This window comes from Staphylococcus sp. GDY8P131P (assembly GCF_017891975.1).
GTDB lineage: Bacteria > Bacillota > Bacilli > Staphylococcales > Staphylococcaceae > Staphylococcus > Staphylococcus nepalensis.
Genome location: NZ_JAESKF010000002.1, coordinates 92,952 through 111,122 on the forward strand (window position 1 = coordinate 92,952; position 18,171 = coordinate 111,122).

Consider the following 18,171-nt stretch of genomic DNA (forward strand, 5'->3'; position numbering starts at 1 on the left):
TAATTAAAAAGGAAGATAATAGAAATGACGATAGAATTCAATCGAATTATGGATGAAATAAAAACAGCACAAACGATTATAATACATAGGCACGTAAGACCTGATCCAGATGCGTATGGTTCCCAACTTGGTTTAAAATATTATTTAAACTTAAAATTCCCGGAAAAAAATATTTTTGCCGTAGGAGAAGCAGAATCATCGCTTGATTTCATTGGAACCTTCGATGAAATTAGTGATGAGCAATATAACGATGCATTAGTTATTGTGTGTGATACTGCGAATGCACCAAGAATTAGTGATAACAGATTTAACACAGGCAATCGACTTATTAAAATCGATCACCATCCTGCAGTAGATCAATACGGAGAAATTAATTATGTTAATGATCATGCCTCTTCAACGAGTGAAATTATTTTTGATTTTATAACATATTTTAACGATCAAACGATTATTGATGCTTCAGTGGCTCGCGTACTGTACTTAGGTATTGTAGGAGATACAGGTCGATTCTTATTTAATAATACGACGCCACATACGATGGAAGTAGCGAGTCAATTATTGAAATATCCATTTAATCACCAAAAAGAACTGAATAAATTGGGGGAGAAAGATCCTAAGTTATTACCATTCCAAGGATATGTTTTACAGCATTTTGTTTTAAACGAAAAAGGGTTCTGTAAGGTTAAGATTACTAAAGATATATTGGAACAATTTGATATTGCTGCAAATGAAGCATCCTTATTTGTAAATGCCATTGCAGATATTCAAGGATTGAAAATATGGGTGTTCGCAGTTGATGAAGGATCAGAAATCAGATGTCGCATTCGATCTAAAGATATTGTTATTAATGATATAGCAAACGAATTTGGCGGCGGGGGCCATCCAAATGCGTCAGGAGTTTCTGTAGCAGATTGGGCGCAATTTGAAGTGTTAGCTGAAGCGTTAAATAATAAATTGTAATGACATAGGAGGTATTTGCTAATGGTTGCGCATTTAAATATTCATACATCGTATGATTTGTTGAATTCTAGCATTAAGATAAAAGATTGTATCACAAAAGCGGCAAAAGAAGGCTACACTTCATTAGCAATTACAGACACCAACGTTTTATATGGCTATCCTCAGTTTTATGATGCATGTATAGCAGCAAATATCCATCCTATATTCGGCATGACTACTTATGTGACAGATGGTTTGGTCTCAGTAGAAACAATCATCCTTGCGAAAAACAATCAAGGTTTAAAAGATTTATTTAAATTATCATCTGCAATCAAAATGAAAGAAAAATCAGAAACATCGTTTGAATGGTTGAAAAAATATAATGATAATTTTGTTGTAATATTTAAAAATGTAGTAGAGGAACACCAAAGTTTACTACAAACTTTTTCGAATGATGATGAAGTATTTCTAAATCACACGAGTCAAAAACTATTTGATTTACCGGTTGTTTGGGCACAAAGTACGAGTTATTTAAACCAAGAAGATGGCGATACTTTAACTGCTTTAGCAGCTATTAGAGATAATTCGAAATTAGATTTAGTTAAAGAAGAACACGAATATAACGCACATTTGTTTAGTCTGAATGAATTGGACACATTAGATTTAAGTGACGAAGTTTGGCAAAATACCAACTACATTGAAACGATTTGTAAAGCCGAATTGCAATATCATCAGTCATTATTACCTAAGTTTAAAACACCAGACAATCAATCATCCAAAGATTATCTATATCAAACATTGCAACAAAATTTAAAAAAATTAAATTTATCTTCTGAAATTAAACAAGGCTACAATAAAAGGCTCGTACATGAATATGATATTATTACGCGCATGGGGTTTGAAGATTACTTTCTTATTGTGAGTGACTTAATACACTACGCAAAAACAAATGGTGTATTTGTGGGGCCTGGCCGGGGTTCATCAGCGGGTTCACTTGTCAGTTATTTATTAGATATTACAACCATTGACCCCATCAAATATAACTTATTATTCGAGCGTTTTTTAAACCCAGAACGCGTCACGATGCCTGATATTGATATAGATTTTGAAGATACGCATAGAGAGAAAGTGATTCGCTATGTACAAGAAAAATATGGTGATAACCATGTAGCTGGAATTGTGACATTTGGACATTTATTAGCTAGAGCAGTTTCGAGAGATGTTGGTCGAATTATGGGGTTTGACGAAATTACATTAAACGAAATTTCATCTTTAATTCCTCATAAACTTGGTATTACGTTAGATGAAACTTATGAACGCAACGACTTTAAACAGTTTGTCCATAGAAATCACCGTCATGAACGTTGGTTTGAAATTTGTAAAAAATTAGAAGGCTTACCACGTCATACCTCAACACATGCAGCAGGTATTATCATTAATGATCATCCGTTATATGAGTACACACCATTAACAATAGGTGACGCTGGATTATTAACACAGTGGACGATGACAGAAGCTGAACGTATCGGTCTGTTGAAAATTGATTTTTTAGGTTTGAGAAATTTATCTATTATCCATCAAATTGTTAAACAAGTTAAGAAAGATTTGCGTATTGATATAGATATAGAAGCCATTCCATTTGATGATAAAAAAGTATTTCAACTCCTTTCTCAAGGTAATACAACAGGAATATTTCAATTAGAATCGGATGGTATCAGAAATGTATTGAAAAAATTACAGCCACAGCACTTTGAAGATATTGTAGCTGTAACGTCGTTGTATAGACCAGGTCCTATGGAAGAAATCCCAACCTATATTGCGAGAAGGCACGCTCCAGAGAAAGTACAGTATCTCCATAAAGATTTAGAACCTATTTTAAAAACGACGTACGGCGTCATTATCTATCAAGAACAAATCATGCAAATCGCAAGTAAGTTTGCTAATTTCAGCTATGGAGAAGCCGATATATTAAGACGTGCGATGAGTAAAAAAAACCGCGCAGTGTTAGAAAGCGAACGACAGCATTTTGTTGATGGCGCATTGAAAAATGGTTACGAGACTAGTTTAAGCAAACAAATATTTGATTTGATTTTAAAGTTTGCTGATTACGGATTTGCACGTGCGCATGCTGTTAGTTATTCAAAAATTGCTTATATTATGGGGTATTTAAAGGTACATTATCCGAATTACTTTTATGCAAATATATTAAGCAATTCAATTGGTAGTGAGAAGAAGACGGCACAAATTATTGATGAAGCTAAACATCAACAACTCAAGGTATTGGCACCGAACATCAATGAAAGCCATTGGTTTTACAAAGCTAATAAGAAGGGTATTTATTTATCTTTAGGTGCAATTAAGGGTGTTGGATATCAAAGTGTCAAACTCATTGTTGATGAGCGAAAAGAAAATGGTATATATAAAGACTTTTTTGATTTTACACGTCGCATACCAAAAAGAATCAAGTCTAGAAAATTACTTGAAGCATTAATTTTAGTTGGAGCCTTTGATTCCTTTGGAAAAAACCGTGCTACTTTATTACACTCTATAGACCAAGTGCTTGATGACGTCTCTGACGTGGAACAAGATGGTTTTATTTTTGACGTGTTAACGCCTAAAATTTCATACGAAGAAAAAGAAGAATTGCCGGATAAAGTGCTAAGTGATTATGAAAAAGAATATTTAGGGTTTTATGTATCAACCCATCCAGTAGAAAAAGCATTTGAACAAAAGCAATATCTCGGCATATATAAATTAAATAATGCACGAGATAATCAACCTATATTTGTTCAAATTGATCAGTTGAAACGCATTCGTACTAAAAATGGTCAAAACATGGCGTTTATAACTTTGAACGATGGTATCAATAATCTAGATGGCGTCGTATTTCCTGATGCTTATAAAAAATATGAATCAATTTTAAATACAGAAGATACATTGATAGTAAAGGGTAAATTTGAAAACAGAAATAATAAAAAACAACTTATAATCAATCAAATGGAAGATGTACCAACATTTGAAGATTATAAGTTAACACATGCCGAACAAATTATAATTAGAAATTTAGAAGATTTTACTGAAATAGAACAATGGTTGGAAGAACAAGAAACCACAGGTGATATTCCTGTGACGTATTTTCAAGAAAATCAAAATCAATTTAAAAACATCGGTTTTATCTCTCGTGAAAAAGAGAAAATCAAAATGCTTATTTCTAAATTCTCACCGTGGGATATAAGGATAATTTAGCTTTATCAAGACTGTAAACTATGGTATAGTTAACTGATGGTTAAGTAGATACTTGCCATCAGTTTATAATATGAATAATGCTTCACTTGAATAATTGAAATATATGTTTTTATTACAAAGGTTAACAAAAAAGATCACTGATTTAATGTTAGCGATATCATTTGTAATTTATGTTAGATTGTAATAAAAATATATATGAGCTGTTTATAATCATTGAATGTAAAGGGGTAGATTTACATGACGTTGAGAGACGATGCATTAGAAATGCATAGAGTAAACCAAGGCAAATTAGAGGTTACACCGAAAGTCCAAGTAACCAATAAAGAAGAATTAAGCTTAGCATATTCACCTGGCGTAGCAGAGCCATGTAAAGAAATACACGAAGACCCACGCAAAGTATTTGAATATACGATGAAAGCCAATACTGTAGCAGTTGTTACTGATGGTACAGCTGTATTAGGACTCGGTAATATTGGCGCAGAAGCGAGTATTCCAGTCATGGAAGGGAAAGCAGTTTTGTTCAAAAGTTTTTCTGGCATAGACGGCGTGCCAATTGCGTTAAATACAACGGATACAGATGAAATTGTTAATACTGTAAAGTTATTAGAACCTAACTATGGCGGGATTAACCTAGAGGATATTTCAGCCCCACGTTGTTTCGAAATAGAAGAACGTTTAAAAAAAGAGACAAAAATACCTGTTTTTCACGATGACCAACATGGTACAGCAATTGTAACTGTTGCAGGTATGATTAATGCACTTCGTATCGTGGATAAAGATTTGTCAGATATTAAAGTTGTGCTTAACGGTGCAGGCGCTGCAGGTATGGCTATCGTACAATTATTATATTCATATGGTGTTAGAGATATGATCATGTGTGATTCTAAAGGATCTATTTATGAAGGACGTTCATACGGTATGAATGATACTAAATCATTTGTTGCTAAATGGACAAACAGAGAAAAAGTTGAAGGCTCTTTAAATGATGTCATTAAAGATGCTGATGTATTTATTGGTGTTTCTGTTGCTGACTTATTATCAAAAGAAATGGTTGAATCAATGGCTCAAGACCCAATTATCTTCGCAATGGCTAACCCAAATCCTGAAATTAATCCAGAGGTAGCAAAAGAAGCGGGCGCTAAAGTAATTGGTACGGGTCGTTCCGATTTCCCAAACCAAATCAATAATGTGCTTGCTTTCCCAGGTATTTTTAGAGGGGCGTTAGATGTGGAAGCTACTCATATAAATGAAGAAATGAAACAAGCTGCTGTGGAAGCAATTGCTAATTTAATTAAATCGGAAGAATTAAATCCAGATTATTGTATCCCTGGTCCATTTGATAAACGCGTGGCACCTTCAGTTGCTAGAGAAGTTGCAAAAGCTGCAATGGAAACAGGGGTGGCAAGAATAGATATGGATCCAGAAGAAATTTATAATAAAACAATGAAATTAACAGATTTAGACAAATAATATTCATGAATGCTAGTCTTGAAATATTGCGTGTGAAGTATAAGGAAGACAGCAATGGTTATGTGGAGGTTTACCAATGTTTAAAGATTTTTTCAATCGAAGTAGTAAAAAGAAAAAGTATGTAACTGTTTCTGATTCAAAACAAAGTGATGTTCCAGCGGGAATTATGACGAAATGTCCAAAATGTAAAAAAATAATGTATACAAAAGAATTAGCTGAAAATTTAAACGTATGTTTCAACTGTGACCATCATATAGCGCTAACTGCACATAAACGAATTGAAGCTATTTCTGATGAAGGTACATTCACAGAGTTTGATAAAGGCATGACCTCTGCGAATCCATTAGATTTTCCAAGTTATGAAGAAAAAATTCAAAAAGACCAACAGAAAACAGAATTAAATGAGGCTGTTGTCACAGGTACAGCAACTTTAGAAGGTATCGAATATGGCATAGCTGTTATGGACGCTAGATTCAGAATGGGAAGTATGGGGTCCGTTGTAGGTGAAAAAATTTGTAGAATAATTGAACACTGTACGGAACACCGTTTGCCATTTATATTATTTTCTGCTAGTGGTGGCGCCAGAATGCAAGAAGGAATTATCTCATTAATGCAAATGGGTAAAACAAGCGTTACGCTTAAAAAACATATGGATGCAGGTTTGTTATATATTTCTTATATTACAAACCCAACTACAGGTGGAGTGTCAGCTAGTTTTGCTTCCGTTGGTGATATTAATTTAAGTGAACCAAAAGCACTAATAGGTTTTGCAGGTAGACGTGTAATTGAACAAACAATTAACGAGAAATTACCGGATGACTTCCAAACTGCTGAATTTTTATTAGAACATGGACAATTAGATAAAGTGGTACATAGAAAAGAAATGAAAATGACGCTATCTAATATTTTAAAAATGCACCAAGAGGTGAAAACAAATGCTTGATTTTGAAAAGCCACTTTTTGAAATAAAAAATAAAATTGAATCACTGAAAGATTCTCAAGAAAAAAATGATGTGGATTTACAGGAAGAAATTGATATGCTTGAAGCATCGCTGGATCGTGAAACCCAAAAAGTTTATACCAATTTAAAACCTTGGGATCGTGTGCAATTAGCACGCTTACAGGAAAGACCTACCTCGTTAGATTATATTCCATACATTTTTGATTCATTCATGGAATTACATGGTGATCGTAACTTTCGAGATGACCCAGCAATGATTGGTGGTATTGGTTATTTAAATGGACAAGCTGTTACGGTCGTTGGACAACAACGTGGTAAAGATACGAAAGATAATATTTACCGCAACTTCGGAATGGCGCATCCTGAGGGATATAGAAAAGCTTTACGTTTAATGAAACAAGCTGAAAAATTTAACAGACCTGTTTTTACCTTTATTGATACTAAGGGGGCATATCCAGGTAAAGCGGCCGAAGAACGTGGCCAAAGCGAGTCTATTGCTAAAAATTTAATTGAAATGGCTTCGCTTAAAGTTCCCGTTATTGCCATTGTAATTGGTGAAGGTGGCAGCGGCGGCGCTTTAGGTTTAGGCGTGTCTAATCGGTTATTAATGCTTGAAAACAGTACATATTCAGTGATTTCGCCGGAAGGTGCTTCTGCGTTATTATGGAAAGATAGTAATCTTGCACAAATTGCGGCAGAAACAATGAAAATCACAGCAGAAGATTTGCGCGAGTTGAAAATTGCAGACCAAGTCTTGAAAGAGCCTTTAGGCGGCGCTCATCATGATATTGAGACACAAGCTCAAAGTATTAAAGAAGCTTTTTTACAACATTTAACTGAATTAAGTCCACTAGATAAACAACAAATAGTAGATGACCGTTATGATAAATTTAGAAATATTGGGTCATTTAATGAATAATTATTAAAAAAATTATAATACTCATCTACATCGTTTACTTTGCTTCAATGAATAGGTGCATCTATTCTGATAGTAATTTAAACGCCTGCAAAAGAGCGATAATATAGANNTGATTCTATATTATCGCTCTTATTTTTATTGTAATAATTTAAGAAGAAGTATAAAAAATAATATTATTGTTTATTAAATATAAGTTAAAGGTAATGTAAGATATAGTTGGAATATTTTAGGAGGGGTTATGAAAGGAAACGCTTACTAATTGTAAAATTATTTTTTATTATAATTAAAAACGTTTACATTAGTTATGATGCCTTATTTTAATGGCACCTTATATGATTTTATGGTATTTTTAGAATAAGAAATACATGTTAGAAAGGTATGTCGTCATGAAAAAAATTGCAGTGTTGACTAGCGGTGGAGATTCACCAGGCATGAACGCAGCTATAAGAGCTGTTGTTCGAAAAGCGATTTATAATAATATTGAAGTTTATGGTGTCTATCAAGGCTATCAAGGCTTATTAAACGATGATATCGAGAAGTTAGAACTCGGTTCTGTTGGAGATACAATCCAACGCGGCGGAACATTCTTATATTCGGCAAGATGTCCTGAATTTAAAGAACCAGAGGTACGTAAAAAAGCAATAGAAAATTTACGTAAAAGAGGTATTGAAGGCTTAGTAGTTATTGGTGGAGACGGTAGCTATAGAGGTGCACAACGTATAAGCGAAGAATGCCAAGAAATCCAAACGATTGGCGTACCAGGAACGATTGATAATGATATTAACGGTTCGGACTTTACAATTGGTTTTGACACAGCTTTAAATACAATTATTGATTGTGTCGACAAGATACGAGATACGGCTTCAAGCCATGCAAGAACATTTATCATTGAAGTTATGGGTCGCGATTGCGGGGACTTAGCACTTTGGGCAGGCCTTTCAGTAGGTGCAGAAACAATTATTGTTCCTGAAGTTGAAACAGACATTAAAGAAGTCGCTGAAAAGATTGATAATGGTATAAGACGTGGAAAGAAACACTCAATTGTTATGGTAGCTGAAGGATGTATGTCTGGTGAAGATTGCGCGAATGAATTGACTAAATATATTAATGTTGATGCTCGTGTATCTGTATTAGGACATATCCAACGTGGTGGCAGCCCAAGTGGTGCAGATAGAGTGCTCGCTTCACGATTGGGTGGGCATGCTGTAGACTTATTACTTGAAGGAAAAACAGCAATTGGCGTTGGTATCCGCAACAATGAATTAACAGACACATCGTTTGAAGAAATATTCAGAGCTAATGAACACAAGTTTGATTTCGAAACTTATGCTCTAACAAATGAATTATCGATATAAAATACTGGGAGGCATTAATAATGAGAAAAACTAAAATTGTTTGTACAATTGGACCTGCATCAGAATCTGAAGAAATGCTTGAGAAATTAATTAAAGCTGGAATGAACGTAGCAAGATTGAATTTCTCACATGGTGACCATGCAGAACATAAAGCTAGAATTGATAGAATTCGCGAAGTATCACAAAGATTGGGTAAAACTGTTGGGATACTTTTAGATACTAAAGGTCCTGAAATCCGTACTCACAACATGAAAGATGGTGCTATTGAACTTGAAAAAGGTACGGAAGTCATCGTAAGTATGACTGAAGTTGAAGGTACACCAGATAAATTCTCAGTAACTTACGATAATCTAATAAATGATGTTCAAGAAGGGTCATATATTTTATTAGATGATGGTCTCATCGAATTACAAGTAAAACAAATAGATAAAACAAATGGCGAAGTTATTTGTGATGTATTAAATACTGGAGAGTTAAAAAATAAAAAAGGCGTTAACCTACCGGGTGTTAAAGTAAGTTTACCTGGAATTACAGATAAAGATGCTGAAGATATTAAATTTGGTATAAGTGAAAATATTGATTTCATTGCAGCAAGCTTTGTACGTCGCCCAAGTGATGTGTTAGATATACGTAAATTACTTGAAGAAGGTAAAAATACAAACATCAGCATTATTCCTAAAATTGAAAACCAAGAAGGTATTGATAACATTAAAGAAATACTTGAAGTTTCTGATGGTTTAATGGTTGCGCGCGGTGATATGGGTGTTGAAATACCGCCAGAATCAGTACCAATGGTACAAAAAGACTTAATTAGACAATGTAATAAATTAGGTAAACCAGTTATTACAGCTACTCAAATGCTAGATTCAATGCAACGCAACCCACGTGCTACGCGCGCTGAAGCAAGTGATGTTGCTAATGCTATTTATGATGGTACAGACGCAGTTATGCTTTCAGGTGAAACTGCTGCTGGCCTATATCCAGAAGAAGCTGTTAAAACAATGCGTAATATTGCAATCTCAGCTGAAGCTGCACAAGATTATAAACGTTTATTATCTGACCGTACAAAACTTGTGCAAACTTCACTAGTGAATGCTATTGGTGTATCTGTCGCACATACAGCACTGAATTTAAATGTAAAAGCAATTGTCGCAGCAACTGAAAGTGGTTCTACAGCTAGAACGATTTCTAAATATCGTCCTAAATCAGATATTATTGCAGTTACACCTCACGTTGAAACTGCACGTCAATGTGCACTAGTATGGGGCATTTACCCTGTAGTTAAAGAAGGACGTAAAACAACAGATGCTATGTTGAATACAGCAGTAGCTACAGCTGTTGAGACTGAAAAAGTTCAAAACGGTGATTTAATTATTATTACTGCTGGTGTACCTACAGGTGAGAAAGGTACTACAAACATGATGAAATTACATCTTGTAGGTGATGAATTGGCTAAAGGTCAAGGTATTGGCAGAAACTCAGTTGTAGGAAACACATTAGTTGTCAAAAACGCGAGTGAACTAGAAGGTAAAGATCTATCTGAAACAATTATTGTCACTTCTTCAGTAGATGAAACGCTTGTGCCATATATTGAACAAGCAGGGGGATTAATTGCAGAAGAAAATGGAATTACTTCACCAAGTGCCATTATTGGTTTAGAAAAAGGCATCCCTACTATTGTTGGAGTTGAAAATGCAACAGAAGAAATTCAAAATGATATCTTGATAACTGTAGATGCAAATCAAAGTAAAGTGTTTGAAGGTTATGCTAACGTACTTTAATTAATTGAATCGAAATCAGGCTCAAAGATGAAAATGTGTTGCTTACTTAATAAAGAGAACTCATATAACAACTTAATTTTTCTTAAATGTTTTTAACATACACTTGTTTGAGTGGTAAAAATTAAAAATTTGATATAAGCCTATTTTGATTCCAGTTATCTACTGCTATATCGTTAAAGAGACCGAGACATCTTTTTTATGTCTCGGTCTTTATTTGTTTTTATAAAATCGAAAACGGAATAAAAACTGCATTTTTAAACATTCTGTTATATTTTCTGATGCTAATCGCTATAAATAACCAAAATGATAAAATAGATACTATTTACCTTTATCATTTTGAGTTATTATATTATAATTATTTTAAATTAATATTTGCCACTTTTTTATATCTTAAATACATCAGGCTTAATATGATAAACCATATAGGTGTTAAAAAAACTGCTCTTCTTGTATCTACGTTTACGAACAATAAACAAAATACTAAGCAAAAGAAAATCAAAATGATGTATCCCATATATTTACCACCGATTAATTTATAGGTAGCTTTTTTGTGCAATTCAAGGTTATGGCGATGATAATTAATATACGCCACAATAATTAACGCCCAAACAATTAGAAATAATACCGTAGATACAGTCGTAATATATGTAAATACTAATGTTGCATTTGGAATAATATAATTCAACAATACGGATATTAATAACAGCGCACATGAAACGAAAATGGCTATATGAGGTACGCCGTTTTTGTTTGTTTTTTCAAAAATAGGCGGCGCTTGCTGTTGATTTGATAAGCCAAATAGCATACGACTATTAGAGAATATGCCGCTGTTACAAGATGACGCTGCAGCAGTTAAGACGACAAAGTTAATGATACCGGCTGCAAATGGAATACCGATTAAAGCAAATAGTCTAACAAAAGGGCTTTCGTCAGGATTGATGTTGTTCCAAGGGATGATAGACATAATTACCGTTAAAGCACCGACATAGAATACTAGAATTCTTATAGGCACACTATTGATGGCTTTAGGAATTGTTTTAGTTGGATCTTTTGTCTCTCCAGCAGTAACGCCAATCAATTCAATACCAACAAAAGAAAATAAGGCCATTTGAAATGACATTAGAAATCCACTAACACCTTTAGGAAAAATCCCATTATTATATAAATTTGTTAACGATGTATGACCAAATTGTGTATCGTATGCCATTACAATCATCACAATACCAACGAAAATAAGTGCCAAGATAGTAACTACTTTAATAATTGAAAACCAAAACTCTAATTCTCCGAATAATTTGGCACTAAGCAAATTTAATGACATTAAAATCAGTACACAAAACAAAGCGCTTATCCAGTTAGGGATATGTGGGAACCAAAAACTGACGTATTTAGCCACTGCTGTAACTTCAGCCATACCAGTTATAATCCAACATAGCCAGTATGTCCACCCAGTAACGAATCCAGCAAACGGACCGAGATATTGATTTGTCACATCGGCAAAAGATCTAAAATGAGTGTTTGTTACTAGTATTTCTCCTAATCCTCTCATAAACATAAATAGCATAAACCCGATAATAATGTATGTCAGTAAAATTGAAGGGCCAGTTAAAGCTATTGTTTGTCCAGCGCCTAAAAAGAGACCTGTGCCGATAGCACCTCCGATAGCAATTAACTGAATATGTCGATTGCTCAATTCTCTTTGTAACTGTTGTTTTGACATAAGTTTTAACTCCTTTATTAAGTTATTTATTATTATGATACTCAACTTAAAATAAAACAACTCTTTTTTTATTTTTATAGACTAGTGTTAGTGTAAATTTATATTAACAATTTGTTATTAATCACGATAACCAATTAAAAATCATTATAAATTGAAGAAAGGGTAATTACATATTAGAATGAGAATATAGCAACACGCAATCATATGGCGTGTTTAAGGGCATATAAACTAATTATCATTTCTTAATGATTGGTGTGATTATAAACTGAAATATTCACAAAAACGTAAATATTGTCTATAATGGTCTATGAAAGCCATTTCATTATGAAATAGAAAAGGGGAATATATATGGCAGAGTTACAAAAAGGTTTAGAAGGGGTAATTGCATCAGAAACTAAAGTAAGCTCAATTATTGATAGTCAACTTACATACGCAGGCTATGAAATTGATGACTTAGCTGAAAATGCTGAATTCGAAGAAGTTGTCTTTTTACTATGGCACTATCGATTACCTAATAAAGAGGAACTGCAAGCATTTAAAGAAAAACTCTTTAAATATATGACTTTAAACCCTAGGGTATATAATCATTTCAAAGAGTATGCAACAAGCAATGTACATCCAATGACAGCGCTAAGAACATCAGTGTCTTACATCGCTCACTTTGATGAACATGCCGAGGATGAAAGCGATGATCAGACAATGGAACGTGCCGTACGTATCCAAGCAAAAATTGCGTCTCTTGTTACTGCATACGCCAGAGTAAGAGATGGCAAAGAACCTGTCAAACCGAGCAGTGATTTAAATTATGCCGCAAACTTCTTGTATATGTTGCGTGGTGAATTACCAACAGACATCGAAGTTGAAGCATTTAATAAAGCATTAGTATTACATGCGGATCATGAACTAAATGCTTCTACGTTTACTGCTAGATGTGCAGTATCTTCGTTATCTGATATGTATTCTGGCATTGTAGCAGCTGTTGGTTCATTAAAAGGGCCATTACATGGTGGGGCAAATGAACGTGTAATGAGTATGCTTTCAGAGGTTAAATCAATTGATGAAGTAGATGAGTACATTGATAATAAAATTAAAAATAAAGAAAAAATAATGGGCTTTGGCCATCGTGTGTATAAAAATGGTGACCCAAGAGCTAAATTCTTAAAAGAGATGAGTAAAAAGATAACTTCTGAAACAGGCCAAAGTCAGTTATTTGATATCTCAGTTAAGATAGCTGATAAAATGCAAGAAGAAAAAGGCCTTATCGCAAATGTTGACTTCTATAGTGCGACTGTATACCATAGCATGAATATTGAACATGACTTATTTACACCTATTTTTGCAGTAAGTAGAACTTCCGGGTGGATTGCGCATATACTAGAACAATACAGAGATAATAGAATCATGCGTCCAAGAGCACAATATATTGGTGAAACAAATAGAACTTATGCACCAATAGAAGAAAGATAATCTGAATATTACTCATTTTTTAAAAATTATAAAACTATTGAACTAAAAAACAATTCAAATTACGGAGGTATATTTACATGGCAGGAGAAAAAGTAGTTAAAACATCAGAAGGGTTAACAGTTCCAAACAATCCTATTATTCCTTATATTATCGGTGACGGTATTGGGCCAGATATTTGGTCAGCAGCAAGCAGAGTGATTGATGCAGCAGTTGAAAACGCTTATAACGGCGAAAAGAAAATTGAGTGGAAAGAAGTATTAGCTGGCCAAAAAGCATTCGACGAAACAGGTGAATGGCTACCTAAAGAAACATTAGATACAATTAATGAATATTTAATTGCAATTAAAGGTCCGCTTACGACACCAATTGGTGGTGGTATCCGTTCTTTAAATGTTGCTTTACGTCAAGAACTTGATTTATTTACTTGCCTAAGACCTGTACGTTGGTTCCAAGGTGTGCCTTCACCAGTTAAACGCCCAGAAGATACAGATATGGTTATCTTCCGAGAAAATACTGAAGATATTTATGCGGGTATTGAATTTAAAGAAGGTACGCCAGAAGCTAAAAAGTTAATTGACTTCTTACAAGATGAAATGGGTGCTAAAAATATTAGATTCCCAGAAACTTCAGGCATTGGTGTAAAACCTGTTTCTAAGGAAGGTACAGAGCGTTTAGTGCGTGCAGCGATTCACTATGCATTAGATAACAATCGCAAATCAGTAACTTTAGTGCATAAAGGTAATATCATGAAGTTTACTGAAGGCGCGTTTAAACAATGGGGCTATGATTTAGCACACAATGAATTTGGTGATAAAGTATTTACATGGCAACAATATGATGAAATTGTTGAAAAAGATGGTAAAGAAAAAGCAAATAAAGTTCAAGAACAAGCTGAAAAAGACGGTAAGATTATTATTAAAGATTCAATTGCAGATATTTTCTTACAACAAATTTTAACGCGTCCTGCAGATCATGATGTAGTTGCTACTATGAACCTTAATGGGGATTATGTATCAGACGCATTAGCAGCACAAGTTGGTGGAATTGGAATAGCGCCAGGGGCAAACATTAACTATGAAACGGGTCATGCTATTTTTGAAGCTACACATGGCACTGCTCCTAAATACGCTGGGTTAAATAAGGTGAATCCATCTTCTGAGATTCTAAGTGCATCTTTAATGTTAGAACATTTAGGTTGGCAAGAAGCTGCTGACAAGATAACTGAATCTATTGAGAAAACAATTGCTTCAAAAGTTGTCACTTACGATTTTGCACGTTTAATGGACGGCGCTAGAGAAGTATCAACTTCTGAATTTGCAGACGAACTTATTAAAAACATTAAGTAATATATCATCAAAGTAAGTGTTTATATAAATTGAAATACTTTTACAGGAGTAAGCATAGAAATCAGATGACGTTATGATTTCTATCTTGCTCCTTTTTTATTTAAATTTATCTAAGAAGGAGATATTAAATAGTGATAACTAAATTATTTTTGCTTATAATAGAAAATATAAGCGTTGAAATATAAAGTAAATGTTAAGTAAATATTAACTTTTTAAATACTTAGGCTTAAATTATTTATCTTGAAATCCCTTAGTGATTTGTTAAATAAGAAAATACAATTTTTTTGTAATTATTTTACAAATAACTAACGATCAATGATTTATTAAGTTTATGTAAAAATACTTTTAAGTATGTTATTTTTATTAAAATATAAGTTATAATTAATTTGTAATCATAAAATTGGAGGTATACTATGTCACAAAAAGTACTTGTAGTAGATGATGAGCAATCAATCGTAACCTTGTTAAAATATAATTTAGAGCAAGCTGGATACATAGTGGAAGTTGCTTATGATGGCGAAGAAGCTTTAGAAAAAGTAAATACTTCAAATCCAGAATTGGTTGTATTGGATGTTATGCTTCCTAAAAAAGACGGTATCGAAGTGTGTAAAACGATTCGTTCAGACAAAAATTTAGTGCCAATTTTAATGTTAACTGCTAAAGATGATGAATTTGATCGCGTGTTAGGCCTAGAGCTTGGCGCAGATGATTATATGACAAAACCATTCTCTCCACGGGAAGTGGTAGCTCGAGTCAAGGCAATTTTAAGGCGCTCAGCAATGATAAGTGAGGCTGTACCAGGTGATGAAGACGAAGATGATATTTTAATTGGTTCAATAAGAATTAGACCTGAATACTTTGAAGTTTATCGTGAAGATGAATTACTCGAATTAACACCTAAAGAATTCGAATTATTGTTATACCTTATAGAAAGACAAGGAAGAGTTATAACGCGTGAACATATGTTAAACTCTGTTTGGAATTATGAATTTGCTGGCGATTCAAGAATTGTGGATGTACATATTAGTCATTTGAGAGATAAATTGGAAGAAAATCCTAAGCAGCCTAAATTGATAAAAACAGTTAGAGGCTTAGGCTATAAGTTGGAAAGACCTAAAGTTTAATGCTGAAGTTTCACCAGAGACTATTATTTTTATTATGTACAATTGTTATCGTTAGTTTTATTGCGTTAGGTGCGATTATTACACATGTTATTTATAATACTGTTATTTCAAACCAAGAAGGCGACTTAGAACATCAAGCACAACATCTCGTAAGCTTATACAATCAAGATAAAACAAATGAAATTAAAGACATTGCTAAGAGTGAAAAATTCACATTATTCATTACTAAAGATAACGACAAAATATTTTCCACAAATGAAGGCACTCATATTAATAAAGATATTAATAATGAAGCGAACCCTTCTAAGTTGATATACGATAAAGTAGGAGACAATCATAGGTACACTTTCAAAACGTCTTTAAAAGATAAAGATATTATAATTAGTAGTATTGATAATGAAATTTTTGAATTACAAGTTGGTATTTGGAAATACGTGGGACTAATCGGTTTGTTTGTTTTAATTATCATTTTCTTTGTTGTTAGAAGCATTAATAGGACTTACATTAGACCTATCAACGAAGTCACATACGCAACAAATCTTTTAGCTGAAGGTTATTACCATGTCAGAGTGCCTGAAAGCAATGTCAAAGAAACAAGAGAGCTATTTGTTACCACAAATGAGTTAGCTAGAAGACTACAGCGATTGAATCACAAACAAAAATTGCAATCTAACCGTTTGAAGACAACAATAGAAAACATACCTAGCTCAATTTTAATGATTGATAAATATGGAGACATCGTAGTAGCTAATAGATCATATTATGATGTATTTAACCCTGAGGATGCAGTAGAACATAAAAATTATATTGATTTTATTGATCCTGAGATACAACCATTGATTGCTGCAGCATTTAAAGTAGAAAAATCTACATATGATCAAATCAAATTAACGATTGACCAAGTACATCAAAAATACTTTGATACAGCGTGTATTCCAATTTTATCTAAAAACAAAAAAAATTTATATGGTATGGTGGTCGTGCTGCATGATATAACAAATTTAAAAAAATTAGAAAATTTAAGACGCGAATTTGTTGCCAATGTATCACATGAATTAAAAACACCTATTACATCAATTAAAGGCTTTGCAGAAACTTTACTAGACGGCGCTAAAGACGATGCACAAACGTTAAACGATTTCCTAGAAATCATTTCAAAAGAATCTAACCGTATTGAAACGTTAGTTTATGATTTGTTAGATTTGTCTCATGTGGAACAGCAGACACAATTAGAAACAGAGCCTACAAGCTTATCCGAAATCGCAGAAACTACAATAAAAAACATGCAAAATATCGCTGAAAATAAAAACATCACAATCGTTAACGAAATTAATCGTGATATTATTATCGAAGCAAATAAGGATAAAGTCTCACAAGTAGCACTTAACCTGCTATCCAATGCGATAAGTTATTCTAAAGTTTCAGAAGAAGTCATTGTGCGTGTTTTTAAAGAAGGCAATAAGCGTATTTTAGAAGTTCAAGATTTTGGTATTGGTATAAGTGAGCAAGACCAAAAACATATATTCGAACGTTTTTACCGTGTAGATAAAGCTCGAAGCAGAGATTCTGGTGGCACAGGACTTGGTCTGTCAATCACTAAACATATTATGGAAGCACACCACGGCAGAATCAATGTATTTAGTGAGCTGGAAAAAGGTTCGACGTTTAGAGTAACATTTTTCGAATAGAATATGTCTATAACCAATCATTTCAATCGATTTAACCCTAGCAATTTAGGGTTAAATCGATTGATTTATTTTTATTATCGCTTTTAAAAAGCTCTTTTAGAAATCTGTATGTCGAATGAATACTGATTAACATATCATTTATGCTAAAATAGTAT

At 33.4% G+C, this 18,171-nt stretch carries 12 protein-coding genes; 11 read left to right on the top strand and 1 reads right to left on the bottom strand.

Translation table 11 applies throughout. The features are described from left to right. The first annotated feature begins 24 nt into the window (after positions 1–24). The 7 genes from KA894_RS00955 (at position 25) to pyk (ending at position 10,671) form a co-directional block, all read left to right on the top strand. The gene (locus tag KA894_RS00955; RefSeq protein ID WP_115342114.1) at positions 25–960 is read left to right on the top strand and encodes a DHH family phosphoesterase; all 936 of its coding nucleotides are present in this window, start codon (positions 25–27) and stop codon (positions 958–960) included. Between the two features lie 21 nt (positions 961–981). Next, a complete protein-coding gene (locus KA894_RS00960) occupies positions 982–4,185 on the top strand; it encodes a DNA polymerase III subunit alpha (protein WP_096809210.1) in 3,204 nt (1,067 codons plus the stop codon). Positions 4,186–4,422: 237 nt separating this feature from the next. Next, entirely contained in the window at positions 4,423–5,655 is a 1,233-nt protein-coding gene (gene ystJ, locus KA894_RS00965) for an NADP-dependent malic enzyme (RefSeq protein WP_096809212.1), read from the top strand. A 76-nt stretch (positions 5,656–5,731) separates the two neighbouring features. Beyond that, positions 5,732–6,598, top strand: coding sequence for an acetyl-CoA carboxylase, carboxyltransferase subunit beta (accD, locus tag KA894_RS00970; protein WP_096809214.1), 867 nt, complete (start codon positions 5,732–5,734; stop codon positions 6,596–6,598). Further along, positions 6,591–7,535 (top strand): acetyl-CoA carboxylase carboxyltransferase subunit alpha, encoded by a 945-nt coding sequence (locus KA894_RS00975; RefSeq protein ID WP_115342115.1) that lies wholly within the window; start codon positions 6,591–6,593, stop codon positions 7,533–7,535. Before accD ends, KA894_RS00975 begins: the two co-directional genes overlap by 8 nt. Before the next feature lie 386 nt (positions 7,536–7,921). Next, positions 7,922–8,890 (top strand): 6-phosphofructokinase, encoded by a 969-nt coding sequence (gene pfkA / locus KA894_RS00980; RefSeq protein WP_096809218.1) that lies wholly within the window; start codon positions 7,922–7,924, stop codon positions 8,888–8,890. A gap of 20 nt (positions 8,891–8,910) precedes the next feature. Beyond that, complete coding sequence (gene pyk, locus KA894_RS00985) at positions 8,911–10,671, top strand: pyruvate kinase (protein WP_210133623.1); 1,761 nt, start codon at positions 8,911–8,913, stop codon at positions 10,669–10,671. Between the two features lie 355 nt (positions 10,672–11,026). On the opposite strand, the gene KA894_RS00990 is transcribed toward pyk, so the two are convergent. Continuing rightward, on the bottom strand, positions 11,027–12,391 hold the full coding sequence (locus KA894_RS00990; RefSeq protein WP_107644227.1) for an amino acid permease: 1,365 nt from the start codon (positions 12,389–12,391) through the stop codon (positions 11,027–11,029). Positions 12,392–12,739: 348 nt separating this feature from the next. On the opposite strand from KA894_RS00990, the gene KA894_RS00995 reads away from it, so the two are divergent. The 4 genes from KA894_RS00995 (at position 12,740) to pnpS (ending at position 18,016) form a co-directional block, all read left to right on the top strand. Further along, entirely contained in the window at positions 12,740–13,858 is a 1,119-nt protein-coding gene (locus KA894_RS00995) for a citrate synthase (protein WP_096809224.1), read from the top strand. A gap of 77 nt (positions 13,859–13,935) precedes the next feature. Next, entirely contained in the window at positions 13,936–15,204 is a 1,269-nt protein-coding gene (gene icd / locus KA894_RS01000) for an NADP-dependent isocitrate dehydrogenase (RefSeq protein ID WP_096809226.1), read from the top strand. A 413-nt stretch (positions 15,205–15,617) separates the two neighbouring features. Beyond that, positions 15,618–16,328, top strand: a complete 711-nt coding sequence (locus KA894_RS01005) for a response regulator transcription factor (protein ID WP_096809229.1) — start codon at positions 15,618–15,620, stop codon at positions 16,326–16,328. Continuing rightward, entirely contained in the window at positions 16,328–18,016 is a 1,689-nt protein-coding gene (gene pnpS, locus KA894_RS01010; protein WP_119487937.1) for a two-component system histidine kinase PnpS, read from the top strand. Before KA894_RS01005 ends, pnpS begins: the two co-directional genes overlap by 1 nt. Positions 18,017–18,171: the final 155 nt, after the last annotated feature.